Here is a 25,946-nt window from a genome sequence, read left to right on the forward strand (position 1 = left end):
ATGCCTTTGGCCTTTCAACTGCTGCTCAACCTGGTGATCGCTTTTGTCTGGATGCTGCTGATGCGGGAGATGACGGTATCGGGCTTCCTCGTCGGTCTGCTGATCGGACTGCTGCTCATGACGCTGATGCGGCGATTTTTCCCCAAACCTTTTTATCCGAAAAAAATTTGGGCCTGCCTCAAACTGCTCGGGCTGCTGCTTAAAGAGTTGGTCGTCGCGTCTTTTGCCGTGATCGGGCAGATCGCGAAGCCGAAGTTGACGTTCACGCCCGGCGTGTTCGCCTACGAAACCGAACTTCGGCGGGGCTGGGAACTTACTCTTCTGTGCGGACTGGTCAACCTGACGCCCGGAACGCTGCTGCTCGAGATCAGTCCTGACGAGAAGACGCTCTACATTCATGCGATGGACATCCAAGAAGCGCACGGCGTGGAAAACCATATCCGGGAAACGTTCGAAAACGCGATCATGGAGGTGACGCGAAGCTGATGCAGACTCTACTGTTCCTTTCGATGATTCTCCTGGCCCTTGCGATCTTCGGCTGTCTGTACCGGGTCCTTAAAGGTCCGTCGCTTGCCGACCGGATCGCGGCGCTCGATACGATAGGGGTCAACATCGCCGCCGAAGTCGCCGTGGCGGGCGCCTATATGCGTTCTACCGCTTACTTCGAATTGGTACTGCTGATCGGCATTCTCGCTTTTCTCGGCACGGTTGCGCTTGCTCGTTACATGGAAAGGGGGAAGGTTCTCAATGCCCCAGACGATCCTGCTCGCGATTGAATGGCTGTCCGTCCTGCTTATTCTGGCCGGCGCCCTGCTCAGCGTATTCAGCGCTTTCGGCCTGATCCGTCTGCCCGACGTCTACCTGCGTTCGCATGCCGCCACGAAAAGTTCCACGCTCGGCGTGCTTTGCGTGCTGACCGGCGTATTTCTGTATTTCGCTTCGGCCATGCAGACCGCCAGCATGAACGTTTTGCTCGGTATCGTCTTTTTCTTCATCACGGCTCCCTTGGCCGGTCATTTGAACGGCAGAGCCGCTTACCGGAGCGGCGTGCCGCTGTGGAACGGCACCGTTCGCGACGAGCTGGCCGAAGCGATCAAGGCCGCCGGCAGCCCCCGTTCCGGGACGGCGGGCGACACAGAGGCCGCCGATCCGTCCGGCGGCGCCGACCTGCGCGAAGAAGCGGGCACGCGCCGCGGCGGACCCACGCCTATTCCGGGACCGGAAGAAGATTAACGCCCTTCGTCCGGCAGGGCATCCGCGAATGCCGGATCGACAAAAAGCGCCTTTCGACACGAACGCTCCTTTATCGCAGAGGATCGTTTGCCGCCGAAAGGCGCTTTTGATCGTTGCCCGGCTTCCTTATGTATGAACCCGGCAGCGTCGTCGGTGTTCCCGAGACGAGCTAAGGCTTGCGAAACGTCAGCCGGTACATCGTGCCTTTGCACACCTCTTCGTAGTTCACGTCGAGCATGCCCGCAGGCAGCAGATTAAGCACGGCGGGCCGCGGCCGATCGCTTTTTTTGGCCAGGGATATCCGGGCGCGGCGTCCCCGGGCCAGAGAATCGACTTCGTCCGCGATCAACAGTTTTGTGCCGCTTTTCGCCACCCGGATCATCTCGCTCAGCGCCAGCGCCGGATCGCCGCAATCGCCGAGCCCGCCGATCCGGTAGACGCAGTCGAAAGAATCGCCGCGAAAAGGCAGACGTTCCGCCGTGCCGAGAATCAATTCCGCCTCCGTTCCCCATTCCTTCAAATGTCTGGCCGCTTCGCGCAGCATGGGCGCCGACCGATCCAATCCGTATAAGTGCGCTCCCGCGGGCAGCAGCGGAAGGTTGGCGCCGGTTCCGACCGCCGTCTCCAGCACCCGATCTCCGCGTCGAATGTCCAATTCCGCCAGAAAGGTCCACCGATATTGAATCTCGCCTCCGAACCGCAGCTTGAAATAAAAGCGATTCGTTCTTGCCTGGAGGCGGACGACCTTGTCCTTCAGCACCCTCGTGCCCGAGTCGGCAAACTCCGTCCCCTGCGGCCTTACCGCTTCTGCGAATCCGGCTTCGCCGCGCGGCAGCGCGTAAGGCCCGGATGAGGCGTCACCCGGAATACGCGTCGTATCGAACATGGATATCCCTCCCGACTTGTCGTAAGCCGTTTATTCTTCTTCCCGTCCATTGTAACCCATGCTTCGGCGGAGCGGTTCCATCGCGCGGTTGAATTCGGTCTCCGTCCCGAGGCCGAGACGATCTCTTCATGCTTCGCAGCAGCAAAAGCCGCGGCCTATGCCGCGGCTTCTTCGATTCGTCCGGCATGCCGGACACGTTACAGCGATTCGACGTAATCTTTCGCATCCTTCAGCGACAGATTATAGAGCTGCCGCGCTTCCTTGATCGCCTCGATCTTCCTGCCCTTGGCGACAAGCGCACGCAATTGTTCGTCTCCGTCTCCCGAGGGGCGAAGCGGCCGCTCTTCGTTCTGGGTGCCGCCGGCAGCGGCGGACCGATAGTAACGGGGAGCCTCCGCAAGCCGGTCGAGTTCTTCTTTTAGATGCCTGACCTCGAACCGCAGCCGAATCACCATCAGCATCAGCGAAAAGACGATAAGCGCCAAAACGACGGATGTATAGTCGAATTCCATACACTCCGCTCCCTTCAAATCCGTTTGGATCGGATGACGAACGGCGAGAGCTTCCCGTTCCGCATCCGTTCGCTTCTATTATACATAATATGTATTCAAAGCCGGCGGATGGCGTTACTTCGTTACCGGCCGTGCCATCTTCTCTTTGAGGATCTCTTGGAAACTCTTTTCCTGTTCTCCGCCCGCGTTCTTCTGAGGCGAAACTGCCGGCTGCGGTCTGAAGTAATTCGAATGGAAAGCCATCAGGTTATGTACGCTCATATTCATCCTTGTCCGTTCCCCTTTCCGGTTGGAGTGGATATGCCTTGCAAATAACGGGCAAAGCTTATCGTATGTCGCTCGCTTCTTCATTACGACTATATAACCCGAACTGGTAAAAAATAAACCGGTTTTGCGGGATTCAGGGACAAAGGTGTACGTTTTTACGGCAAATCGCAACCACAGCCGCAGCTTATAAGCCCAGGCGACTAGGCAAGCAAAATCACCCTTTTTCTGTAAAAAAATCTAGATTCAAGTTCGTTTCAAGCCTATTGAACGGCAAAGATCCTAAAAAACCATGCCCTGAGGATTAAAAACGGAAGATCTCCCTACCTACGCCGCTTTAAACGTAAACTCCTGGTAAACATTGAAGGCAAAGTGTATAATCAGCATAGCCGATTTACACCGGGCGTCAGGTTCATAGAAAGGAATGGAAAATTCTCAATGAAATCACCCGAAAAATGGGGCGCATTCGTACTCAGCGCAGCCGTGCTGCTGAGCGCTCCCGGTTATGCGGACGCCGCCGGCAGTACGGCGGGAAATCCTCTTCCCCAGCCTTCCTGGACTTCCGCTTCCGTTTACGATACGTCGTCCGCTTCCGCGCACGACATTCGCTACGTCAAATCCCGCAGCCTTATTTATGTCCACACGGTACAAAGCGTCAAAAAAACTTCGTCCAAAACGCCTTACGACTGGCATTTGGAGACGGTAACCGCATTCGACGCTTCTACCGGAGCCCAGAAATGGTCCCGCACTTTCCACGAAAAGGGCGGAGCGTATACGATCGCAAGCTCGATCCTGTATGCGGAAAACGGCGCCGTCTACTTCACCGGCACTTTTTCCGACAAAACCCAAAAAATTTATGCGCTGAGTCCGAACGGCAGGGAAACCTGGACCCGGTCTGTTTCCTATGGAAGCGACGTGTACATGTTGGGCGACGAGAGCCTGCTGATCGCTTCGCCGCAGGGACCCGACAAACGCGGCTTCGTCAAGACATCCGCTGTTCGCTGCGATTCGGCAGGCCGCGTCATCGCAGCCAAAACGCTGAAGGGCAGCATTCTGACGGCGGAAGGCCAACGCCTCGTCGTCGATACGAGCCGCCTCGTCAAAATCGGCGGCGCATGGGACCGTTCGCCCAGTCCTTCCGTGGAAGTCTATACGCCGGAACTTAAGCGCGTATATGCGTATAAATTCCCTTCCAGCGTCAATCTGCTCGGAGACGGCGGCGGTCCGGCCATTCTCGTTCAGGACGACAATACGGTAATCTTCCGCGGTTCGGTCGCCGGCACGGTCAACAAGCTGTTCGCTTTTTCGCCGCAGGGTCGGCTGCTCTGGGGACGCGTCATCCCGGCCGATTCGGTCATCTATTCGACCGGAAGCGGTTATGTGACCTATTCGAAGCGCCGGCTTTCCGCCTTCGATCTCAGCGGCAAATTGGCGGAGCATACGCTGGAGGACGAACCGGGCCAGATCGTCGTCATGGAGCGCTCCGACGACGGCAGGCTCCAGATCGACATGGCCGATACGCTCTATGTGCTAGATCCTCACAAGCTGGACGTCATCCAGGCCGTGTCGAATCTGCCGCTTCGTTCCGATTACGCGTTCGCCTATGCCGGCGGCGTGCTCTATGCGGCGGAGTCGGGTTCCCTGGTCAAATACGCCTTGAATTAGAAAACGTCGATGTTCGTAAATTCCGAAAAAGAACCTTCGCGCTTCAGCGCGAAGGTTCTTTTTGCACGGCTCTTTTTTTGCCCGTTTTCTTCCGCAGGCTTGCGCAAGCCGCCGCATCACGCCTTTTTTTTCGGCGGATCGACGATAAAAAAGACGCTTAGGCCCATAATATTTTAAATAGGTAAGCTTTCTAGCTGTTTCAAAATTAAATTTTCGAGTTCTTATTCAAATGCTTGCTCTTAGGTTAAGTTGTAGTTGAGCAAACAAAAACACAAACGGAGGCGATACAAAATGGGCATTATCTGGTCGTTGATTGTAGGCGGCGTTATCGGTTGGTTGGCCGGACTCATTGTGGGCAGAGACATTCCTGGAGGCATCATCGGCAACATTATCGCCGGCTTCATCGGCGGTTGGCTCGGCGGAGTAATCCTGGGAGAGATGGGTCCTGAAATCGGAGGATTCTACATTATTCCTGCCTTGATCGGCGCGATCGTACTGGTTGCGGTTGTCAGCCTGATCATGCGTTCGTTGGGCCGCAGAAACCGGGCCTAATCGTACGGGATGAAGTGGGTGCAGGGTACGCCTGAGCGTTCTCGTTCAAGAAAACGCATGCGTACCGCCAAAAAAGAGCGCATTCCGCATACTGCGGAAATGCGCTCTTTTTTGCGTGTTTTGCCCTGCCGTTTTTTTAACGGGCGGGCTGCATTTCGCGGAAATGTTCGACAGCCAGCTTGACTCTCCCGCTGAGTTCGGACAGTTCCGAAACGGTCTCCGAAAGCTGCTGCATGCTGCCCAGCTGTTCTTCCGCCGCCTGGCGGACCGTAGCGACTTCGGTCGACGTATTCTCGACCATTTCCTCCGCATGGGCGATCGTCTCGCCCACCTGCTCGGTATGGGCGGCGATTTCTTCGACGGCGGCCGATACGTCCTGCATCTGGATGTTGACTTCGTCGACGGCGGCTTGAATGAATTGGAACGACCGGCCGACTTCTTCGAGCGAGCCGATGCCCTGCTTCATGTCTTCGGCGACCAACGTAGAAGTCCCCACCACTTCGCCGGTATCCTGCTGAATGCTGGCGTTGATCGTCGAGACCCGCTTGGCGGATTCGGAAGACTGTTCCGCCAGCTTGCGGACCTCGGACGCGATGACGGAGAAGCCTTGTCCGGACTCGCCGGCGCGCGCCGCTTCGATGGCCGCATTCAAAGCAAGCAGGTGGGTCTGCGAAGCGATCTCCGTAATGATGCTGACGAAGTATTCGATCTCTCCCGATTTTTCGTCAAGCCGGTTAACCTGCTCAAGCAGCGTCTGGATCGTACCGTCGGTCTTGCGAACCTGATCCATGGCGCTCAGCAGCTGACGGTAACCCGACGATGCCTGCTCCGAAGTTTGCAGCGTCGCGCTCGCCACTTCGTCCGCGCTTCCCGCCACCTGCTGAACGGCTGCGGTCATTTCGTTGGTCGTACGCACGATTTCTTTCATTTTTTCCGCCTGCTCGTCCGAGCGCAGAGCCGCGCTGCGGGCCGACTCCGTGATCAAGTCGGATACGACTACGCCCATGTCCGCGCTCGATTTCACCTGTTCGACGCTCCGATCGATATCCAGCAAATAGTTTTGCATCCGCTCGATCGCCTTGAGCGACTCGTGTCCGGGTTCGCCGGAAGCCGAATCCGTACCGACGGCAGCCGAAGAAGAAGGCGATACTCCCGCCTCGTCAAACCGCTTCCCGATCTCCGCCGCTCTGCGGTCGGCTTCGCGAACCAGCAGCATCATGCCGGCGGCAAAGGCGCCGGCGCCTGCGACTGCAGCCAACACGAGTCCCGGAACGAAGCTCCCCCAGCCCCGTCCCGGCATCATAAACAGAAAAGCGATAACGACTTCCAGCAGAGCGGCGGCCGCCGCGCCGGTTGCGATTAAACGCTTATTGGCCTGCTTTTTCATTTTTCCCCCACCCATTATGTTTAGAGTCGGCCCGCTCGCGCGGAACCGCATGGACCCTGCCCGATTTCCTTGAAGGACGATCACAAAAAAAGCCCGGTATACCCGGGCTTTCAAGCCGAAACAACCAAACATCGGGTTTTGACGGCCGTTTTGGCAAAGCCGAATCAGCTGTTCAGATAAGCTTCCGCGTCTTCGATTTTTTCGAACGAAACGACGATATCGCCGAACATCCGCTTCATCTGCATTTTCGATACGGCGGAACCCGTGTAATATGCCCATTTGGTCAGGCCTTTTTCTACCGACAGTTCACCCAGCGGAGCCAGCGCCACCGCAACCTCCTGCGTGAACAATTTGCCTTTGCTCAGGTCCGTCAGTCCGGTGAATCCCGGTTTCACTTTGGTCAGAACCGCTTTGTACTCTTTGTTGTACGCTTCGACTTCATCCATCGTGATGCTCTCTACCGTGCAGACAACCCGGTTGATGGACGGCAAATACTCGATTTTAAACATGTGAAGTCCCCCTTGATTCAAATGTACAGCTTCATCATATAGTCTACTAAAAAAAATGTCGAATTCCAAGAAAAAAATTGCATATCTTCATTTAAATCCTTCGTCTTCATTCGATTGTAAATCAAAGAAATTCTGCTGCTCGGCATACGCCAGCATTCGGGAAACAAGCGTATCGTCCATCGCCTTCCACACGAATCCAAGCCGCTCCAAGTAAGCGGCAGTGCGGTAGGACGCGATCTCGAATCGGGTTTGTATCTGTGCGCTTTCCAACCAACCGTAGTGCAGCATAATCTTGTCGACCTCTGCCCGCGATTCGTTCGCCAGGAAGCTGTCTGTCAATTTGTCGACAAATTTTGCAAACTCCAACGTTTGCACGGGACGGCCGACACGCTCTTCCGTCAAAATGCGATGCATGCTTTCCAGATTCGGATTCAGCAAATGGAAAATTTCGTTCTGCAGGCCCTCCGGCCGCATCAGCAGCAGAATGGCCCGGCTGATTCCGTCGACGTACGAGAAGTCGGTATCCGGCGCAAGTTCCGGGACTATGCCCAGACGCACGAACGACTGCATCATCGTATAAAACGCATTCTCCCCGATGTTTTCTTGAAAACGTCCCGTCTCCGAATGGAACACGACGTTGCCCAAACGGTAAATGCTTGTCCGCAGCCCCCGTTCCCTCGCTTCGACGACTTTTTTCTCGGCTTCGAACTTGGTCTTCGCGTAATAATTTTCGTACTCCTGGCCCAGGTCAAGATCGTACTCCCCGAAGAAAGCTTCCGTCCGCTGCGGGATGATTCCCGTTGCCACGCCGAGCGTCGAAATATGATGAAAATCTTTCCTTTGGCCCGCTTCCGCCAGGTCGATCAGCCGCTCCGTCGCCTCGACGTTATGGCGTTTGAAGTCGTCATAGCTGCCGTAATGCTTGACGGTGGCCGCCGCATGCACGATTGCGTCGATCTCACGCTCGAGCCTGCGATAGCTTTCGTCGGACATTCCCAGCCTGTCTTCGGACAAGTCCCCGCTGAAGACGTGCAGGCGGCCCGCCGCTTCGCTCAGCGCGCCTTCGCCGAAATAGAAGTCCAGCTTCGCCCGAATCCGCCGGGAAGCTTGAGCGTCGTCGTCTCCGCGCACGACGGCATATACTTCCCAATCGGTAAGGGCGAGCATATCGTGCAGCAGATGAATGCCGACATAGCCGGTCGCTCCGGTCAGCAGGACGCCCCGGTAGTCGCGAAGCTTCGACACTTCGACGGAAGCCGCATCGGCTTCCGCGCGGCGCCGGTACGCTTCGCGTTCCCCGCCGAGCGTATCTTCGCCCGGAGCGCGGCTGGCTTCCTTCAGTTCGGCCAACTTCTCCGCGATACGGTTCGAAGCCGGCTTGACGACGGCTGCCAGCTCCGCCAGCGTTTGATGTTCGAACACGTTGTTGATGCTGAGCTCGAACTGCTCCTGCAGACGCGCCACCATCACGGCAGCCTTCAGCGAATGACCGCCGAGTTCGAAGAAATTGTCATGCAGGCCGATCCGTTCCGTCCCGAGCACATTCCGCCAGACTTCCGCGATTCGGCATTCCGTCTCGCTCTGCGGCGCCGCGTATTCCGTGCCGGATTCCATTTCGCCCGGCTGCGGTTCCGGCAGCGCCCGGCGGTCGATCTTGCCGTTCGGCGTCAGCGGCATGACGTCCAGATGGACGAAATACGACGGAATCATATAATCCGGCAGACGGTCGGCCAGATGCCGGCGCAGTTCCTGCCGAGCCGCCGGAACCGGGGAAGCCGTATAGGCGCACAAGTATTTGCCGCCCGAGGCGTCTTCCTTTGCGACAACGATTGTTTCCTTGACGGACTCGTGCTCCAGCAGCGCCGTTTCGATCTCGCCCAATTCGATCCGGAATCCGCGGATTTTGACCTGATGATCGAGACGTCCGAGAAACTCCAGCTCTCCGGCCGCGTTCCAACGTGCCAGGTCGCCCGTTTTGTACATGCGGCCGCCCGTCTCGAACGGATCGGCCGAATAACGCTCGTTCGTCAGCTCCGGCTGATTGTAATAACCGCGTCCCACGCAATCGCCCGCAATATACAGTTCGCCGGCCGCTCCCTGCGGCTGCAGCTGCAGCGCGTCGTTCAAAATATATATGCGAGTATTGGTAATCGGTTTGCCGATCGGAGGCAGCTCGGGAATGAATCCCGCCGGATCGATCGTATGCGCGGTCGCCACATGCGTCTCGGAAGGACCGTAATGATTGTGCAGGAAAATGCCGTTGCGCCGCAGATGCTCCCGGAATTTCTCGGGTACGACCAGCTGCTCGCCCGCCGTGACGATATGGCGGATGCAGGTCGGAAAGCGTTCCTCGTACTCTTTTTCGCTTAAAATGAATTTCAAGAACGATACCGGCATAAACAGCACGCTGATCTGCCGGCGCTCGATCAGCTCGAGCAGGCGGCCGACTTCTCGCCGCGTCTCGCTGCGAATCATGCACAGCGTGCCGCCGGCCAGCAGCGTCGACCAGATCTCCTGGGAGCAAACATCGAAGCTGATCGTCGTGAACTGCAGCACCCGCCCCGCGTAGTCGATATTCGTCCGGGTATATTCGTAATGCAGCAGATTGATCATGTTGCGATGTTCGATCATGACTCCCTTGGGGCGCCCCGTCGTTCCCGATGTATAAATAACGTACAGCAGGTCGCTCGCGTTACTGCGGAGCGGAAGATTTTCCGTCCGCGGCGAGTAGGCGTCCGCCTCGTCCAGGCAGAGCACCGAGCCGCCGAATGCCGATCGGCCCGCCAGATGCCGCTGGGTCAACAGCAGGTCGGACCCGCTGTTCTCCAGCATATAAAGGATACGGTCTTCCGGATATTCCGGATCGATCGGCACATAAGCCCCGCCCGCTTTCAAAATGCCCAGCAAGCCGACAATCATTTCCGGAGAGCGGTCGAGCATAAGGCCCACCAATTTATCGGCGCCCACCCCTTTTTCCACAAGGGTATGCGCAAGGCGGTTGGCCCGTTCGTTCAATTCCGCGTACGTAAGCGAAGTCTCTTCGAAGGCGACGGCCGTATGATGCGGTCTTTCGAGAACGCGGCGTTCGAAAGCTTCCTGGATCGTCAGGCTCCGTTCGTAATCCGATACCGTATCGTTCAGACCACAGATCAGCGACGCCTGTTCCGTGCGCCCAAGCATCGGCAGTTCGTGCAGCGCGACCTGTTCGTTTTCGGCCGCCGATTGCAGCAGGCGAATGTAGTGGTCCGCCATTTTCCCGATCGTGCTCTCCCCGAACAGATCGGTGCAGTATTGGAAATCGAGGCGAATGCCGCTCCCGTGTTCCGTCACGTCGGCCATCAGATCGTATTTGGCGATCTTCGGCGCGTACCGTTCGGCCGCCGCGTCGGCGCCGTCAAGCTCCGGCGCCAGGGCGCCCGTGTTCTGCATGACGAACATCGTGTCGAACAGCGGGCTTCGTCCGGCGCTGCGCGGCACGTTCAATTCGTTCACCAGCTCGCCGAGTTCGTATTCCTGATGGTCGAATGCGCCCAGCAGCTCGCTTTTTACGTCCTGCAGATATTCCGCGAACGTTTTTTTCTTGTCCGGGTACATCCGCAGAGGAAGCGTGTTGACGAACATCCCGATCACGCCGTGCAGCTCTTCGCGGCTCCGGTTGGCGACCGGAACGCCGACGATCAGATCCTCCTGGCCCGCGTACCTGCCCAGCAGCGCGCCGTAAGCGGCAAGCATGACCATGAACAGCGTCGTCCCCGTGCGGTCGGCCAATTTTTTCAGCTCGGTCCGCAGCTCCTCTCCGATCTCCTTATGCAGCGTGTCCCCGCGGAAGCTCTGCTTCTCCGGTCTCGGTTTGTCGAGCGGAAGCTGAAGCATGGGCAGTTCGCCGGCGAGACGCTCTTTCCAGTAAGCCAGCCGCGACGCCCGGACGGACGCCGCGGCTTCGCGTTCATACCAGACGGAGAAGTCCTTGAATTGAAGCGGCGCCGTTCCCGGCGATTCGCCGCGATACAGCCGCGACCATTCCTCGAAGAAGACGTGCATCGACACCCCGTCGACCGCGATGTGATGGAAATCGAGCATGACAAAATGCAGGTCGTCCGAACAGGACACCAGACCCGCTCGCATCAGCGGCGCGCGGCTCAAATCGAACGGGCGGACGAACGCGTCCATCATCGCCCGAATGTTCCGCTCGCCCGCGCGCGATACGGCCAGGCGCAGTTCCGCGTCTTCATGCACGCGCTGCACGACTCGATCGCCGAGCAGCTCGAACGACGTGCGCAGCGCCTCGTGCCGACGGATCAGCCCTCTCAGCGATCGCTCCAGCCGATCGGCATCCAGTCTTCCCTCGACGCGCAGCAGCGCCGGCGCGTTGTAAGCCGTGCCCGCCCCCTCCATCTGCTCGATCAGGAACAAGCGGCTTTGTGCCGGATAAGCGGGATAATAAGCGGCAGGCAGCGCAGCCGGAATCGCCGCTTGCTCCGCAGCCCGGGTTCCCGGTTCGCCGGTTCGCTTGGCGATCTCGGCCGCCTGCGTCCGAACGGTCGCATACTCGAACAGCTCGCGGATCGACAGCGAGGCGCCGAGCTGGCGGTCGATCTGCGCGCGCAGAACGGCGGCCTGCAGCGAATGCCCGCCGATGTCGAAGAAGCGGTCGAGCACGCCGAACCGGTCATGTCCGAGAATGCCGCTCCACAAGGCGTGCAGCCGCCGCTCGACCTCGTTCGACGGCGCTTCGAAATCGGAACCCCCGCCGGCGGCCGGCTCGGGAAGCGCCCGGCGGTCGATCTTGCCGTTCGCGTTGACCGGCAGCTTTTCCAAGGTGACAAAGTGGGCCGGCACCATGTAATCGGGCAGCGTTCGGCTCAGGTCTTCCGACCATTCGGCGTGGCTGCGTTCCGTGTCCGATTCGACGTACGCGCAGAGATAGGCTTCTCCGTTCGGGTCCTTCAAAGCCGCAACGATGCAGTCGCGCACGCCGTCACGCTCAAGAATGCGCTGCTCGATTTCGCCGATTTCGATACGGAACCCGCGGACTTTGACCTGATGGTCGAGACGGCCGAGAAATTCGATCGTGCCGTCACGCTTCCAGCGCGCCAGATCGCCCGTCCGGTACATCCGCTCGCCTGCGCGGTACGGATGCGCCGTGAATTTCTCCGCCGTCAGCTCCGGCCGGTTCAAGTAACCTCTCGCCAGGCCGACTCCGGCGACGCATAATTCGCCGGCCGCCCCGACCGGCTGCAGACGGCCGAAGGCATCGAGAATCATGATCTGGGAGCCGCGGACCGGCTTGCCGATCGGGATGTTGTCCTCCATTTCGGTCACGAGATGGGAGCTGGTCACGATCGTGTTTTCCGTCGGACCGTAGCAGTTATGCAGCTCGTACGGCCGGGCGCGGAAGGTCTTCAGCTTGTCGCCTCCGGTAAGCAGGACGCGCAGCGAATAGTTTTCGTATTCCATGAACTGTTCGCACAACTGGGTCGGCAAAAACGCGATGGTAATGCCTTTTTCGTTGAAATGCCGGTTCAAGCCTGCCGGGTCGAGGCGCAGGTCCTCGGGAATCATATGGATAGCCGCGCCCTGCAGCAGATAAGGAAATATCTCCCATACCGAAGCGTCGAATCCGAATCCGGCATACTTGACCGTCCGGTCTTCGGGCGTGACCCGAAAATGATCGACGTGCCACTGCGCCAAGTTGATCAGCGAGCGATGCTCGATCACGACTCCTTTCGGCGTACCGGTGGAACCGGAAGTATAGATGACGTAGGCCGGATCTTCGGGGGCTCCGAACTCCCCTTCCTCCGCTTCGGCCTCCCAATTCCGGTCGTTGTCGACCTGCAGCGTTCCGCCCGCATAGCCGAGCGGCGCCGCAAGACCCGGCGTCAGCAGCAGCAGGTCGGCCCCGCTGTCCTCCAGCATAAAGCGGATGCGCTCCTGCGGATATTCCGGATCGATCGGCAGGTAAGCCGCGCCGGTCTTCAGCACCGCCAGCACGGACAGAATCATCTCGGCAGACGGACGGGCCATGATGCCGGCGATTCGGCCGCTTCCCAATCCTTCCGCGCGCAGTTCGGCCGCCAGCACGTCCGAGCGCCCGTCCAGCTCCGCATAACTAAGCGTTCCGCCTTCGTACACGACCGCTTCGCGTTCGGGCACCCGCGCCGCCGTCTCTTTGATCATCCGGTGGACGGGAAGATCCGCGTCGAATTTGCCGTCCGCCCGATTCCAGAGATTCAGCAAAATTTCGCGCTCCTGCTCCCCGATAATGTCTTCCTCCCCGATCCGCGAATCGGGCGCGGCGAACATGCGGACGACGATGCCCTGCAGGTTGGCCAGCGCCTCCTTCACGAAGCTTTCGCCGAAAGCGGCCCTGCGGAAAACAGCGCGGACATAAACCCGGTCCGTGCCGGAGAATGCAAGAAACAGATCGCAGCCCGAGTTCGCCAACGCTTCGTCCGCGCTTACCGGAAGATCGAAGCCGATTCCCGTGTTATAAGGGCGCTCCGCCTGCAAAGACGCGTACATCGCCGCAAATTCCTCCGGAGCGAGCGCAAGGTCGCCCGCTTCGAGCAGGCTTTTCTTCACCGCTTCGGCGCGAACGCGGAACGTCTCTTCCCGGTCCGCCCTGAACAGAAGCGGAATCATGCTGCCGGAGCCAGGCAGCCAGGCCGCGAACGCCAGCTCTTCGGTGCGCAAATAACGCTGCAGCAGAACCGACCAGGCCGCATGGGCCGCGCCTGCGCGAAGCAGACCGGCATCGACGGCCCGAAATTCGCGTTCGATGCTGCCGATCCCCTCCAGCGCGGGTACCGTTTCGCCGCTCAGGACCGTTTTTTCTTCCACGCCGCGCAGCCGCTCCAGCCAATAAGCTTGAGTATTCGGATGATGTTTCAGTTCAGCATTCATGCTTTTGTTTTTCTCCTCCCGTGTATCGGTTCCTCTGCAGGGCCGCCATACGCAAAAAGCATTCCGGCTCGCGATCCGCGGCCAAAAACGGCTCGGGTTCTCGCCCGCGTGAAAATTTCATAACAGCATGCGAAAGCGCCGTTCCAGCACGCTTGCTTCCAAAAACTCGACTTCTGCGGCACGCCGCTCCTCCGGCCTGCGGCAAAGAGCCAACGCGTAACGTTCGGAATCGGGCAGGACGAGGGAGTAAGAATCGATCATCCACGGATCGGCGCCCGCTTCCGAAGCTTCGACGCGAAAAGCCGCCTCCTCCGTCCGCGGCTCGAACGAAGCGAGCGTACGTTCATCGGTCAAGCCCGTTCCTTCCGCCTTCAGCCAGCTCTCTAACATCGTCCAGCGCTCGTAAAAAAATTGCAGTTCGTCCGGCGCGGCGCGCCGCTCTCCGGAAGCACCCGCGGAACGGCCGAGCAGCGCGCGGACCGTATCCGCATCAAGAAAGTCGCGGCGCTCCACGTCGATCCCGACTTCCGTATCCGCCAGCGCGCATACGGCAAGCCGTCCCGAGCGGGATATGCCGAACGACGGCGAAGCATCCGCGGCAAGATAAGGCTTTCCCCGTACGCCCCGCCGAAAAGGCAGGTCTTCGTACCCAATGCCCATCCTCTCGCCGAGCAGCACCGATACAAGCATGTGTGAAGCGGCTTTAAGCAGCCGGTCTTCCTCGCGTTTCAAGCGCTGGATGCGTGCCCGTTCCGCGGGAAGAAAAGCGGAAATCAGGCGGTTCCAGTCGGAAGCGGCAGGAAGCCGATGAAGAAAAACGGCATGCACTTCGATAGGAATCGACTCCTTTCCAAGCGGCTCGGATATGCGGATCAGGATGCTTTAAATTCGTTCTTCCTCCCTATGATACCAAAAAAACTCACTTAGAGAATATCGGAACATCGGGCGAAAAGTGAAGTACTTTTAAGAAAATAGTCTCATTTAATCCTTAAGACCCATTTTTTGACCTCCCACTTTCGGGTGACTTTCCTTCTTTCGTGCAAAGAGGATACCGGACACGTATAATGATATTAAAAAAATCAAGGGGACGATCATGACGGATAATATCGACCTGGACAGACAGCGGCTCAGCATCGAAGCGGCGCGGCTGTACTATCTGTCCGATTACAGTCAACAGGACATCGCGGCTCGGCTCGGCGTTTCTCGCCCGACGGTCTCTCGCCTGCTTCAACATGCCAAGGAACACGGCTATGTCCGCATCAGCATTGCCGACCCGCTCGAAGATCTGGACGCGCTGGGAGCGGAATTGACGAAGCGTTTCGGGCTGCAGGCCGCCCGAGTCTGCTACTCGCCTCAAAACGAATATCGGGAGATTCGCTCCCGGGTCGCCGCGGCCGCCGCGGAATACCTGGACGAAATCATTCAGGACGGTGACCTTATCGGCATTACCTGGGGCACGACCATGCATGCTCTGGCGCTGTCGCTGAAACACAAACCCGTTCGTGGCGTGGAGGTGGTTCAGCTCAAAGGCGGCGTCAGCCATTCCCAGGTGCCGACCTATGCCGCCGAAACCGCCAACTTGTTCGCGGAAGCGTTCGGCACGATCGCCCGCTATCTTCCGCTGCCGGTCATCTTCGACAGCGTCGAACTCAAACGGATGGTCGAGGAAGACCGGCATATTCAGCGCATCATCGAGTTGGGGCGTCAAGCCAACGTGGCCGTGTTTACGGTCGGCACGGTGGAAGACGACGCTCTTCTGTTCCGGCTCGGCTACTTCGACGGCCAGCAGCGCCAGATGCTGCAGGCCGCGGGAGCTGCCGACATTTGTTCCCGCTTCTTCGACGATAAAGGGAAGATTTGCAGCGAAGAAATCAACGCCCGCACGGTCGGCATAGATCTGCACGAACTGCGGCGCAAGGAAAAGTCGATTCTCGTCGCGGGCGGACCGCGCAAGATTCGCGCCATCCGCGCCGCGCTCGCCGGACGATACGCCAACATTCTCGTAACGGACCAATTTACGGCCCTCGCTTTGCTTGCCGATTGAATATGACGGCCTGCCTGCCGATATAAGAGTTGTGCGGATCGAATCCGTACGCGCGAGACATGATGACCGGCGCGGAAGACTCTTCCGTATGCCCATTTCCTATCCTGCTCAGGGCAAACCCGCCGAAAGACGGGGACGCAAAGCCGCGGGCCTACAGCCGACCTCCGGGCGGCCAAGGCAGCCGGGCCGCCGATTCCGGACCTGATTTACGGATGAATCGAAAGGTGAAGAAAAAAATGATAAAGACACGCTCCAAGCTGTCCCGCTGTCTTATTTTGTTCCTCCTGTTGGCTTGGACCGCAGGCTCGTTCGGCACAAGCGGCGCTCACGCGCGCGAACAGGACGGCGTCTCGACCTGGGTATGGAACCCTTGGCTGCTCCGTTCCTCTTCCGACGATCTGCTGCGTTTCGCGGCTTCCAACCATGTCACGACGCTTTATCTTCAGATCGACGGCGATATGGCAAAATCGGATTACGCTTCGTTTATCGGCCGCGCTTCGGCGCAGGGCATTCAAGTCTACGCACTGGACGGCGCGCCGCGCTGGGCGCTGGACCGCAGTCCTTCGGACGCTTTCATCGCCTGGCTGTCCGCTTACCAGTCCGGCGCCGCCGCGAACGAAAAGTTTGCCGGCATTCACGTCGACGTCGAGCCTTATCTGCTGCCCGAGTGGACGAGCGCCCGCGAAGCTCTGCTGACTTCCTGGAAAGAAAACGTCGATTCGCTGATCGCCGGCGCGAGAACGCTCGGCCTGACGATCGAAGCGGATATCCCGTTCTGGTTCGACGAGCACGTCATGCCCGGCGAAACGGGCACTTTAAGTTCCTGGCTCATCGGACGCTTTGACGGAATCACGATCATGGCTTACCGCGATTCCGCCGAGCAGATCGCCGAAGTGGCGAAAAACGAGCTTGCCGAAGGCGAAAAGCTGGGTAAACCGATCCGGATCGCCGTGGAAACGAACCCGTCGACGGAGACGCCCCAGGTTACTTTTTACGAAGAAGGCGCCTCTTACCTGAACAGCCAGCTCGCGCTCGTCAAGCAGGCCGTCGGCGGAAGTTCTGCTTTTGCCGGCTTTGCCGTTCACGATTATGTCGGCTGGAAAAAGCTGCAGGACTCCGAGGCCGCGATTGTACCGGCCCCGCTGCCGACCAGCGGCCAGACCGGATCGGCAGTCAAAACGACCAAGCCGACCGCAGTCAAAGCGCCGGCAGGAAAGAAACAGAAATAAGATTCGTACCCGGCCGGTCCGCCGACCGGAGCGGCCGTACCCGGCCGGGCTCTGCTGAAGCCCGCTTCCGCGTTTCGTCGAGAACCGACGAATTGCCGGAAGCGGGCTTTTTTTCGTTTGATCAGGCAGCTTTGCAGCTCGCGCGGCAGGTTTGGAACCCGTCAGATCGCCTGAATCCGGCCTCCTTGAACAAAATTTCAACAACCATTTTACACTTGTTCACGAAGGTGGTATGATGGGAATAAATCGAATCCGAAGGAGAGATCCACATGAATCTTGCATCCATGATCGATCATACGCTTCTGCGCGCCGACGCGACGGAAGCGGAGGTCGCCAAGCTGATCGAAGAAGCGAAAACGTACACGTTCGCTTCGGTCTGCGTCAACCCGACTTGGGTAGCCTACGCCGCGGAACGCCTGGCCGGCACCGAAGTCAAAGTCTGCACCGTCATCGGCTTCCCGCTGGGAGCGTCGACGCCGGAGACGAAAGCTTTCGAGACTCGCGATGCCATCGAAAAAGGCGCGGGAGAAATCGACATGGTGCTGAATATCGGCGCGCTGAAAAGCGGCAATGCCGAACTCGCCGAGCGCGACATCCGCGCGGTGGTCGAAGCGGCGGCCGGCAAAGCGCTGGTCAAAGTGATCATCGAGACCTGCCTGCTGACCGACGACGAGAAAGTGCTCGCTTCCGAGCTGTCCGTGCGCGCGGGAGCCGACTTTGTCAAAACGTCCACGGGCTTCTCGACGGGCGGAGCGACGGTTGAAGATGTGGCTCTCATGCGCAAAACGGTCGGACCGGACATCGGAGTCAAAGCTTCCGGAGGCGTCCGCAGCCGCGAAGACATGGAGAAAATGATCGAAGCCGGCGCAACGCGCATCGGCGCAAGCTCCGGCGTGAAGATCATGCAGGGCGAAAAGTCCGACTCTTCGTACTGATCGTCCGCCCGTTCGACGGGCAGCCCCGCAAGCGGCACGACACGCCGCGGGCCGTTCATTAGACGGTCCCGCGGCCGTATTTCGAATCTTGATCCGAGGAGGACTCCGCTATGAGCCACCCTATGAAAGACAGCCTGATCCAGGCCGCCATCGAAGCCCGCACTTCCGCTTACGTGCCGTATTCGCACTTCGAAGTGGGGGCCGCGCTGCTGGCCGACGGCAAAATCTATTCCGGCTGCAATATTGAAAACGCTTCGTTCGGCCTGACCAACTGCGCGGAACGCACCGCCATTTTCAAAGCCGCTTCCGAAGGCATACGCCGCATCGAAGCGATCGCGGTCGTCGCCGATACGGAAGGTCCCGTGTCTCCGTGCGGCGCCTGCCGTCAGGTGATTGCCGAGTTCGCCGACGAGCATACGCTCATCTATCTGACGAACCTAAACGGCAATACCGAGGAATGGACGATGGACCGGCTGCTTCCGGGTTACTTCCAAGCCAAGGACATGGACAAGGCGAGATGACGGGCTTCCGTTTCGATAAAAATCGCGCCGTCCCGATCCCTTCCGGTTTTCGGCGCGGTTTTTCGAAAACGGCACCGATTTTTTCTTTTTCGTTTCCGGCCATTTATGCAAGCGCTTCAAAATGATTCAAATTTCGGGCATCGTTGATAAAGATGGAAAGGCGCTTTTGTCCGTCCCCCTTTGTCATGGCATGTCAGCAATTTGTCAGGTTTTCCCAGGCTTTTTCAAAATAACTTCTAGGAGATTTTTGTACATGAATATTCTGATCGCGCTGCTCGGTCTGGTCGTTGTATTCGGTCTCGCTTTCGTCGCCAGCAACGGCAGAAAAAACATTCGTTATCGTCCGCTGATCGTCATGGTCGTGCTTCAACTGATTCTCGCTTTCCTGCTGTTGAATACGGTGCTGGGTACCAAGTTGATCAGCGCTTTTGCCAATACCTTCGAGGCGCTGCTCGGATATGCCTACGAGGGAATCGGTTTCGTCTTCGGCGGAATATTGGCTGAAAACAGAGCCTCTATCTTCTTCCTTAACGTACTGATGCCCATCGTATTTATCTCGGCTCTGATCGGTATTCTTCAATACGTTCGCGTCCTGCCTTTTATCGTCCGCTACATCGGTCTTGCGCTGAGCAAGGTCAACGGCATGGGCAAGCTGGAATCGTATAATGCGGTCGCATCCGCCATTCTCGGCCAGTCCGAGGTCTTCATTTCCGTCAAAAAACAGATCGGGCTGCTGCCTAAGCACCGTCTGTACACGCTCTGCGCTTCGGCCATGTCCACCGTATCCATGTCGATCGTCGGCGCCTATATGGGCCTGATCCCGCCTCGTTACGTGGTAACGGCGCTTGTGCTGAACTTGTTCGGCGGATTTATCATCGCTTCGATCATTAACCCTTATAAAGTGCAGCCGGAAGAAGATATACTGGAAGTGCAGCAGGAAGAAAAACAGTCGTTCTTCGAAATGCTCGGCGAATACATCATGGACGGCTTCAAGGTCGCGATCGTCGTCGCCGCCATGCTGATCGGTTTCGTCGCATTGATCGCCATGCTGAACGGCATTTTCGGCGCGATCTTCGGCATTAGCTTCCAAGAGATGCTGGGCTATGTTTTCTCCCCGTTCGCGTTCGTCATGGGGGTGCCGTGGCACGACGCCGTAACGGCGGGCAGCATCATGGCCACCAAGCTGATGACCAACGAATTTACGGCCATGCTGAATCTGCAGACACTGATCAACGCCGGCACGCTGTCCGAGCGTACGATCGGCATCGTATCCGTCTTCCTGGTCTCGTTCGCCAACTTCTCCTCGATCGGCATCATCGCCGGCGCGGTGAAGGGTCTGCACGAGAAGCAGGGCAACGTCGTCGCAAGATTCGGCCTCAAACTGCTGTACGGCGCGACGCTCGTCAGCATGCTGTCCGCCATCATCGCCGGATTGTTCATTTGACCGTGAAAAAAGGGGTAAAAAGGTGTAGAATAAGATTTTCTGAAAGGAGCATGAACCATGTCCACATTTAAACGCATCCACCTGATCGTGATGGACTCGGTCGGCATCGGCGAAGCGCCGGATGCCGCGGAGTTCGACGATTTCGGGGTCGACACGTTCGGCCACATCGCCCGGGAAATGGGCGGCCTGAACATGCCGAACATGGCCAAACTCGGCCTGTCCAATATCGAGGAAGTGCAGGGCGTTCCGAAAGCCGACGCGCCTCTCGCCTACTACACCAAAATGCAGGAAGCTTCCCGCGGCAAAGACACGATGACCGGCCACTGGGAGATCATGGGCCTGTACATCGACACGCCGTTCCGCGTCTTCCCGGACGGCTTCCCCGACGAGCTGATTCAGCGCATCGAGGAGCATACGGGCCGCAAAGTGATCGGCAACAAGCCGGCCAGCGGCACGGAAATCCTCGACGAGCTGGGCGAAGAACATATGAAGACCGGCGCGCTGATCGTGTATACGTCGGCCGATTCCGTGCTTCAGGTCGCCGCGCACGAGGAGATCGTTCCGCTCAAGGAACTGTACGAGATTTGCGAGTTCTGCCGCGAAATCACGCTGGAAGACCCGTACATGCTCGGCCGCATCATTGCCCGTCCGTTCCTCGGCGAACCCGGCGCGTTCAAGCGCACGTCCAACCGCCATGATTACGCGCTGAAACCGTTCGGCCGCACGACGATGAACGAGCTGAAGGACGGCGGCTTCGACGTTATCGCCCTCGGCAAGATTGCCGACATCTACGACGGCGAAGGCGTGACCCGCTCCGTGCGCACCGTATCCAACATGGACGGCATGGACAAGCTGGTCGAAGAACTGGACAAACCGTTCAACGGCCTCAGCTTCCTGAACCTCGTCGATTTCGACGCGCTGTTCGGACACCGCCGCGATCCGCAGGGTTACGGCCAGGCGCTCGAAGAATACGACGCCCGCCTGCCGGAAGTGTTCGCGAAAATGAACGATGACGACCTGCTGCTCATCACCGCCGACCACGGCAACGATCCGACGTACCGCGGCACCGACCATACCCGCGAATACGTGCCTCTGCTCGCCTACTCGCCGGCGTTCAAAGACGGCGGCAAGCAGCTGCCGCTGCGCAGCACGTTCTCCGACATCGCCGCGACCGTCGCCGAGAACTTCGGCGTGAAGATGCCGGAATACGGCACCAGCTTCCTGGGCGATTTGAAGTAAGATTCGGGAGATTCGCTTGAGCGCCGCTGCTCGAAACGACGGCAAGCTTGCCGCTTGTTCGAAGCGAAGGTCAAACATGAAGACCGGTCGAGCGAATCGGATTTTCTTTCTAACCATAAAAAAGAACGCGAATCGGGTTTTCTCCGCAGTTTCGCCTCGTGCCCGCCTAAGCGGAGAACGGGGCGGAGCCGGAGAAGCTAAAGACTTTCCAACGGAAAGTCACTTCGGAAGCATAAGCCCGCTCGCATTTTCATTCCGATTTTCACCTTTTATAAAGTTAAATCAAAAAATCGGAATGGAACGGCGATCGCAGGCCCGCCCCGTTCGCAGCGTCTCACCGCGCACCAGAGCGCCTCACACCCAAAACGGAGGTTTTACAAAATGAGTGTTCATATCGAAGCCAAAGTCGGCGACATCGCCGAAACGATCCTGCTCCCGGGCGATCCCCTGAGAGCGAAATTCATCGCCGACACGTATCTCGAAGACGTCGTTCAATACAATCAGGTCCGCGGCATGCTGGGCTTCACCGGCACGTACAAAGGCAAACGCATTTCCGTCCAGGGCTCCGGCATGGGCATCCCTTCGTTCGCCATCTACGCCAACGAGCTGATCAGCGAATACGGCGTCAAAAACCTGATCCGCGTCGGCACCTGCGGCGGCATGCAGGAGAGCGTCCGCGTCCGCGACGTCATCCTGGCCCAGGCGGCCTGCACGGATTCCAGCATGAACCGCAACACGTTCCCGGGCTTCGACTTCGCTCCGATCGCAAGCTTCGGCCTGCTGAAGGAAGCTTACGAGCGTGCCGTGGAAAAAGGCCTGAACGTGCACGTCGGCAACATCCTGAGCTCCGACATCTTCTACCGCGACGACAAAACGGTCACGACCAAGCTCATGCAGCACGGCGTGCTCGGCGTCGAAATGGAAACGACGGCGCTGTATTCGCTCGCGGCCAAGTTCGGCGTGAACGCGCTGACGATCCTGACCGTCAGCGATCACCTGATCACCGGCGAAGAAACGACTTCGGCCGAGCGTCAGTCGACGTTCAATGACATGATGGAAGTCGCGCTGGAGACGGCTATCACCCTGTAATCCGAAAAGGGACTGCCGTTTCTGCGGCTCCCTTCATCCGTTCGGCATCCGCAGACACCGGCCGGCTCACGCACTGCGCGGGACCGGCCGGTACCATTTTACGAAAGCGAGGCACACAGATATGAGAATGGTAGATTTGATCGAAAAGAAACGCGACGGCAAGGAATTGACGACCGAGGAAATCAACTTCATCATCGAAGGCTATACCAAAGGGGACATCCCGGACTATCAAGTAAGCGCATTCGCAATGGCTGTCTTCTTCAAAGACATGACCGATCGCGAACGCGCCGACCTGACGATGGCCATGGTTAATTCCGGCGATACGATCGATCTGTCGGCAATCGAAGGCGTCAAAGTCGACAAGCACTCCACGGGCGGCGTGGGCGACACGACGACGCTGGTGCTGGCTCCGCTCGTCGCGGCGCTGGACGTGCCGGTCGCCAAGATGTCCGGCCGCGGTCTGGGACATACCGGCGGTACGGTCGATAAGCTGGAAGCCGTTGCCGGCTTCCACGTCGAGATCACGAACGAAGAGTTCGTCAAGCTCGTCAACGAACATAAGATCGCGGTTATCGGCCAGAGCGGCAACCTGACGCCGGCGGACAAAAAGCTTTATGCGCTGCGCGACGTGACGGCGACCGTCGACTCCATTCCGATGATCGCCAGCTCCATCATGAGCAAAAAAATCGCGGCGGGCGCGGACGCGATCGTGCTCGACGTGAAGACAGGCGCCGGCGCGTTCATGAAGACGCTGGAAGGCTCCAAAGATCTGGCGCACGCGATGGTCTCCATCGGCAACAACGTCGGCCGCCGCACGATGGCCGTCATCTCCGACATGAGCCAGCCGCTCGGCGCCGCGATCGGCAACGCGCTGGAAGTGCAGGAAGCGATCGACACGCTTAGAGGCCAGGGTCCGAAAGACCTGGAAGATCTGTGCATGGCGCTCGGCAGCCAAATGGTCTTCCTGGCAGGCAAAGCGTCCTCTCTCGAAGACGCCGAAGCCAAGCTGCGCGAAGTGATCGCGAACGGCAAAGCGCTGGACAAGTTCCGCGACTTCCTCGCCAACCAGGGCGGCGACGCTTCCGTCGTCGATCACCCGGAACGCCTGCCGCAGGCGCCGTACAAGATCGAAGTTCCGGCACCGAGAAGCGGCGTCGTGTCGCAGATCGTTGCCGACGAGATCGGCGTAGCCGCGATGTGGCTCGGCGCGGGCCGCGCGACGAAAGAATCCGAGATCGACCTGGCGGTCGGCCTCATGCTGAACAAGAAGGTCGGCGACGCCGTGCAGGAAGGCGAGTCGCTCGTGACGATCCACGCGAACAGCGAAGACGTGGCGAACGTGCGCGAGAAGATTCTCGCGGCGATCTCCATCGCCGACAGCGCGGAAGCGCCGACGCTGATTTACGGCACGGTCACCGAGTAAGATCGGCCTGGCATCGACTGCGGGTTCGGCATCATCCGGCTTTCGGAGCTCCTGAAGCGGGTACGTACCGAAAGCTTCAAACGGAAACAGGCATTGCCTTCCGTAAAGCAGCCTGCCGAGCTCATAGGGCGTTTCTCCCATCGACCGATGGGAGAAACGCCTTTTTGCCGTGCCGAAAGCCGCGAGCCGAAGGGCCGATTTGGAAAAGACAGCCAAGAGAGCTAAAATGAATACAGAGCTTCACCTATAAATGCGCTGTTTCCGAAGGAGGTTCCCCTTGATGACCGATTCGCAGGAATACCGCTTTCAGGTTAACCTGGGCGGCATGATCGATATTTTGTCCAACCATTTGTACAGCAGCCCCCGCGTCTTCCTGCGCGAGCTGCTGCAGAACGCCACCGACGCCATTACCGCCCGCATGGACCTTGACCCTTCCCACCGGGGCGAAGTGTATGTCGAGCTGGCCGGTTCCGGAACCGGAGCGACGCTGCTGATGCAGGATAACGGCATCGGCCTGACCGAGGAAGACGTGCACGAATTTTTGGCCATGATCGGCCATTCGTCCAAGCGGAACGGAACGGAACTGCTCGGCGAGACGTCGTTCATCGGGCGCTTCGGCATCGGCCTGCTCTCCTGCTTCATGGTGAGCGACGAGATCGTCATGCTGACCCAATCCGCCAAAGGCGGACCGTCCATCGAATGGCGGGGCAAACCCGACGGTACATACAGCATCCGCAAGCTGGACGCGGCGCTCTCTCCCGGCACCAAAGTGTATTTGCGCTGCAAGCCGGACACCGACTTCTATTTCGAAGCGGATACGGTCGAGTTGGATCTGCTGCATTACGGCGCCCTGCTGCCGTATCCGATCCGCCTGTCCGAAGGCGGCCGGGAACGCCGGATCAACGGCGAGCTGCCGGACTGGATCGTTCGTCCCGAACGGGCTGCCGGCAGCCGGGACGAAGTGCTTCGCTTCGGCGAAAGCATGCTCGGCGAACGCTTCCGCGACTTTATTCCGCTGCGGACTTCGACGGGACGCACCGGCGGGATCGCCTACATTCTGCCGCATGCCGTCAACTTGAACGCCAAGCGCTCGCATAAAGTCTATTTGAAGCGGATGCTGATTTCCGAGCAGGCGGACAACATTTTGCCGGAATGGGCCTTTTTCGTCAAATGTCTGATCTGGACCGACGAGCTGCAGCCGACAGCCTCGCGCGAGCACTTTTACGAAAACGAACAGCTCGAGCGGGTGCGCTGCGAGCTGGGCGAATCGATCCGTTCGGAGCTGATCGCCATGAGCGAGACGGACCCGAAACGCCTGGGGCGGATTATCGAGATGCATGCTCTGTCGATGAAAAATCTGGCCGCGGAAGACGACGAATTTTACCGCCTGATCCACCGCTGGCTTCCGTTCGAGAGCACCTACGGGAATAAAACATTGGGCGAGCTGCTGGACGAACGGCGCACGCTGTATTATACGGCCTCTCTCGATCATTACCGCCAGCTGCGCCATGTCGCTTCCGCCCAGTCGATGCTCGTCGTCAACGGCGGCTATATCTATGAAGCGGAGCTGCTCGAAGCTCTGCCTCGCATCGTGCGCGGCGCCGACACCCGGCGGCTGCTGCCCGAAGACTTGTCGCTCGCTTTTACCGATCTGAACGCGGAGGAACGCTCCGCTGCGCTTGAAGCTTCGCGCGCCGCGGATCTCGCGCTTCAGCGCTTCCGCTGCCGCGTGATGCTCAAGCGCTTCAAGCCGGAAGAGCTGCCGGCCTTGTTCACGCTGCCGGAAGAAGCGGCGACGCTGCGTTCGATCGAGCGCGCGGGCGAAGAAAGCCCGCAGGCGTTCGCCTCGGTGCTCGGCAGTCTGGGCGGTTCGATGCAAAGCGGAGCCGGCAGCTATTCGATCTTGTATCTGAATCTGAACAATCCCGTCGTGCAGCGGCTGTTCATGGGCCGGCCGACTTCCAGACTGGGCACGCTGGTCGAGATGCTGTACGCCAACGCGCTGATGATGGGACACTATCCGATGAGCCGTCAGGAGCTGGCCCTGCTGAATACGGGCATCCTGTCGCTCATCGACTGGAGCATGGAATCGGAGAAGGGAGAATAAGCGA

The 25,946-nt window shown here is 58.8% G+C and carries 21 protein-coding genes and 1 riboswitch; of the genes, 14 read left to right on the plus strand and 7 right to left on the minus strand.

Annotation, left to right across the window (positions count from 1 at the left end; all coding sequences use genetic code 11):
* Positions 1-6 precede the first annotated feature (6 nt).
* Genes GYN08_RS19950 through mnhG form a run of 3 tightly spaced genes read left to right on the plus strand, consistent with a single transcriptional unit; the run spans position 7 to position 1,233 of the window.
* The gene (locus GYN08_RS19950; protein WP_166278196.1) at positions 7-486 is read left to right on the plus strand and encodes a Na+/H+ antiporter subunit E; all 480 of its coding nucleotides are present in this window, start codon (positions 7-9) and stop codon (positions 484-486) included.
* A complete protein-coding gene (locus tag GYN08_RS19955; protein ID WP_166278392.1) occupies positions 483-776 on the plus strand; it encodes a Na(+)/H(+) antiporter subunit F1 in 294 nt (97 codons plus the stop codon). Before GYN08_RS19950 ends, GYN08_RS19955 begins: the two co-directional genes overlap by 4 nt.
* Entirely contained in the window at positions 748-1,233 is a 486-nt protein-coding gene (mnhG, locus tag GYN08_RS19960; protein ID WP_166278199.1) for a monovalent cation/H(+) antiporter subunit G, read from the plus strand. The genes GYN08_RS19955 and mnhG overlap by 29 nt, the downstream gene beginning before the upstream one ends.
* Positions 1,234-1,402: 169 nt before the next feature.
* On the opposite strand, the gene GYN08_RS19965 is transcribed toward mnhG, so the two are convergent.
* The 3 genes from GYN08_RS19965 to GYN08_RS19975 form a co-directional block, all read right to left on the minus strand.
* Positions 1,403-2,119 carry a class I SAM-dependent methyltransferase gene (locus GYN08_RS19965; protein WP_166278202.1) on the minus strand — a complete coding sequence of 239 codons (717 nt, stop codon included), beginning with the start codon at positions 2,117-2,119 and terminating at the stop codon, positions 1,403-1,405.
* A gap of 197 nt (positions 2,120-2,316) precedes the next feature.
* Positions 2,317-2,631: a ribosomal L7/L12 family protein gene (locus GYN08_RS19970; RefSeq protein WP_166278204.1), complete on the minus strand. Its 315-nt coding sequence runs from the start codon at positions 2,629-2,631 to the stop codon at positions 2,317-2,319.
* Positions 2,632-2,745: 114 nt separating this feature from the next.
* On the minus strand, positions 2,746-2,898 hold the full coding sequence (locus tag GYN08_RS19975; RefSeq protein WP_166278209.1) for a hypothetical protein: 153 nt from the start codon (positions 2,896-2,898) through the stop codon (positions 2,746-2,748).
* A 435-nt stretch (positions 2,899-3,333) separates the two neighbouring features.
* Between GYN08_RS19975 and GYN08_RS19980 the strand changes: the two genes are divergently transcribed.
* Both GYN08_RS19980 and GYN08_RS19985 read left to right on the plus strand, forming a co-directional pair.
* Entirely contained in the window at positions 3,334-4,560 is a 1,227-nt protein-coding gene (locus GYN08_RS19980) for an outer membrane protein assembly factor BamB family protein (RefSeq protein WP_166278212.1), read from the plus strand.
* 291 nt (positions 4,561-4,851) lie between these two features.
* A complete protein-coding gene (locus tag GYN08_RS19985; protein ID WP_166278216.1) occupies positions 4,852-5,112 on the plus strand; it encodes a GlsB/YeaQ/YmgE family stress response membrane protein in 261 nt (86 codons plus the stop codon).
* 136 nt (positions 5,113-5,248) lie between these two features.
* On the opposite strand, the gene GYN08_RS19990 is transcribed toward GYN08_RS19985, so the two are convergent.
* From GYN08_RS19990 to GYN08_RS20005, 4 genes are all read right to left on the minus strand, one after another.
* On the minus strand, positions 5,249-6,499 hold the full coding sequence (locus GYN08_RS19990; RefSeq protein ID WP_166278219.1) for a methyl-accepting chemotaxis protein: 1,251 nt from the start codon (positions 6,497-6,499) through the stop codon (positions 5,249-5,251).
* 164 nt (positions 6,500-6,663) lie between these two features.
* Complete coding sequence (locus GYN08_RS19995; RefSeq protein WP_166278222.1) at positions 6,664-7,008, minus strand: hypothetical protein; 345 nt, start codon at positions 7,006-7,008, stop codon at positions 6,664-6,666.
* Positions 7,009-7,095: 87 nt separating this feature from the next.
* Positions 7,096-13,911: a non-ribosomal peptide synthetase gene (locus GYN08_RS20000; RefSeq protein ID WP_166278225.1), complete on the minus strand. Its 6,816-nt coding sequence runs from the start codon at positions 13,909-13,911 to the stop codon at positions 7,096-7,098.
* Between the two features lie 117 nt (positions 13,912-14,028).
* Positions 14,029-14,739: a 4'-phosphopantetheinyl transferase family protein gene (locus GYN08_RS20005; protein ID WP_166278228.1), complete on the minus strand. Its 711-nt coding sequence runs from the start codon at positions 14,737-14,739 to the stop codon at positions 14,029-14,031.
* A gap of 277 nt (positions 14,740-15,016) precedes the next feature.
* Here GYN08_RS20005 and GYN08_RS20010 point away from each other — a divergent pair, with 277 nt between their 5' ends.
* The 9 genes from GYN08_RS20010 (at position 15,017) to GYN08_RS20050 (ending at position 25,942) form a co-directional block, all read left to right on the plus strand.
* The gene (locus GYN08_RS20010) at positions 15,017-15,955 is read left to right on the plus strand and encodes a sugar-binding transcriptional regulator (protein WP_166278395.1); all 939 of its coding nucleotides are present in this window, start codon (positions 15,017-15,019) and stop codon (positions 15,953-15,955) included.
* A 102-nt stretch (positions 15,956-16,057) separates the two neighbouring features.
* Positions 16,058-16,149, plus strand: a riboswitch (cyclic di-GMP riboswitch).
* Positions 16,150-16,191: 42 nt separating this feature from the next.
* A complete protein-coding gene (locus GYN08_RS20015; protein WP_166278230.1) occupies positions 16,192-17,184 on the plus strand; it encodes a hypothetical protein in 993 nt (330 codons plus the stop codon).
* A 269-nt stretch (positions 17,185-17,453) separates the two neighbouring features.
* Entirely contained in the window at positions 17,454-18,119 is a 666-nt protein-coding gene (deoC, locus tag GYN08_RS20020) for a deoxyribose-phosphate aldolase (protein WP_166278233.1), read from the plus strand.
* A 122-nt stretch (positions 18,120-18,241) separates the two neighbouring features.
* Positions 18,242-18,640 (plus strand): cytidine deaminase, encoded by a 399-nt coding sequence (locus tag GYN08_RS20025; RefSeq protein WP_166278398.1) that lies wholly within the window; start codon positions 18,242-18,244, stop codon positions 18,638-18,640.
* 253 nt (positions 18,641-18,893) lie between these two features.
* A complete protein-coding gene (locus GYN08_RS20030) occupies positions 18,894-20,084 on the plus strand; it encodes a NupC/NupG family nucleoside CNT transporter (protein WP_166278236.1) in 1,191 nt (396 codons plus the stop codon).
* A gap of 57 nt (positions 20,085-20,141) precedes the next feature.
* Positions 20,142-21,323, plus strand: coding sequence for a phosphopentomutase (gene deoB / locus GYN08_RS20035; protein WP_166278238.1), 1,182 nt, complete (start codon positions 20,142-20,144; stop codon positions 21,321-21,323).
* A 381-nt stretch (positions 21,324-21,704) separates the two neighbouring features.
* Positions 21,705-22,412, plus strand: coding sequence for a purine-nucleoside phosphorylase (gene deoD, locus GYN08_RS20040; protein WP_166278241.1), 708 nt, complete (start codon positions 21,705-21,707; stop codon positions 22,410-22,412).
* Between the two features lie 121 nt (positions 22,413-22,533).
* The gene (locus GYN08_RS20045; RefSeq protein WP_166278244.1) at positions 22,534-23,835 is read left to right on the plus strand and encodes a pyrimidine-nucleoside phosphorylase; all 1,302 of its coding nucleotides are present in this window, start codon (positions 22,534-22,536) and stop codon (positions 23,833-23,835) included.
* A 280-nt stretch (positions 23,836-24,115) separates the two neighbouring features.
* Positions 24,116-25,942 (plus strand): HSP90 family protein, encoded by a 1,827-nt coding sequence (locus GYN08_RS20050; protein WP_166278247.1) that lies wholly within the window; start codon positions 24,116-24,118, stop codon positions 25,940-25,942.
* The last annotated feature ends 4 nt before the right edge of the window (positions 25,943-25,946 follow it).

The sequence above is a fragment of the Saccharibacillus alkalitolerans genome (assembly GCF_011090185.1).
GTDB lineage: Bacteria > Bacillota > Bacilli > Paenibacillales > Paenibacillaceae > Saccharibacillus > Saccharibacillus alkalitolerans.

Bases quoted from the DNA above. Each gene is read 5' to 3' on its own strand.
- GYN08_RS19975 (WP_166278209.1), bottom strand. From the start codon at position 2,898: ATGAATATGAGCGTACATAACCTGATGGCTTTCCATTCGAATTACTTC.
- deoD (WP_166278241.1), top strand. From the start codon at position 21,705: ATGAGTGTTCATATCGAAGCCAAAGTCGGCGACATCGCCGAAACGATC.
- GYN08_RS20025 (WP_166278398.1), top strand. From the start codon at position 18,242: ATGAAAGACAGCCTGATCCAGGCCGCCATCGAAGCCCGCACTTCCGCT.
- GYN08_RS20050 (WP_166278247.1), top strand. From the start codon at position 24,116: ATGACCGATTCGCAGGAATACCGCTTTCAGGTTAACCTGGGCGGCATG.
- GYN08_RS20000 (WP_166278225.1), bottom strand. From the start codon at position 13,911: ATGAATGCTGAACTGAAACATCATCCGAATACTCAAGCTTATTGGCTG.
- deoC (WP_166278233.1), top strand. From the start codon at position 17,454: ATGAATCTTGCATCCATGATCGATCATACGCTTCTGCGCGCCGACGCG.
- GYN08_RS20015 (WP_166278230.1), top strand. From the start codon at position 16,192: ATGATAAAGACACGCTCCAAGCTGTCCCGCTGTCTTATTTTGTTCCTC.
- GYN08_RS19970 (WP_166278204.1), bottom strand. From the start codon at position 2,631: ATGGAATTCGACTATACATCCGTCGTTTTGGCGCTTATCGTCTTTTCG.
- mnhG (WP_166278199.1), top strand. From the start codon at position 748: ATGCCCCAGACGATCCTGCTCGCGATTGAATGGCTGTCCGTCCTGCTT.
- GYN08_RS19990 (WP_166278219.1), bottom strand. From the start codon at position 6,499: ATGAAAAAGCAGGCCAATAAGCGTTTAATCGCAACCGGCGCGGCGGCC.
- GYN08_RS19995 (WP_166278222.1), bottom strand. From the start codon at position 7,008: ATGTTTAAAATCGAGTATTTGCCGTCCATCAACCGGGTTGTCTGCACG.
- GYN08_RS20030 (WP_166278236.1), top strand. From the start codon at position 18,894: ATGAATATTCTGATCGCGCTGCTCGGTCTGGTCGTTGTATTCGGTCTC.
- GYN08_RS19965 (WP_166278202.1), bottom strand. From the start codon at position 2,119: ATGTTCGATACGACGCGTATTCCGGGTGACGCCTCATCCGGGCCTTAC.
- GYN08_RS19985 (WP_166278216.1), top strand. From the start codon at position 4,852: ATGGGCATTATCTGGTCGTTGATTGTAGGCGGCGTTATCGGTTGGTTG.
- GYN08_RS20045 (WP_166278244.1), top strand. From the start codon at position 22,534: ATGAGAATGGTAGATTTGATCGAAAAGAAACGCGACGGCAAGGAATTG.
- GYN08_RS19980 (WP_166278212.1), top strand. From the start codon at position 3,334: ATGAAATCACCCGAAAAATGGGGCGCATTCGTACTCAGCGCAGCCGTG.
- deoB (WP_166278238.1), top strand. From the start codon at position 20,142: ATGTCCACATTTAAACGCATCCACCTGATCGTGATGGACTCGGTCGGC.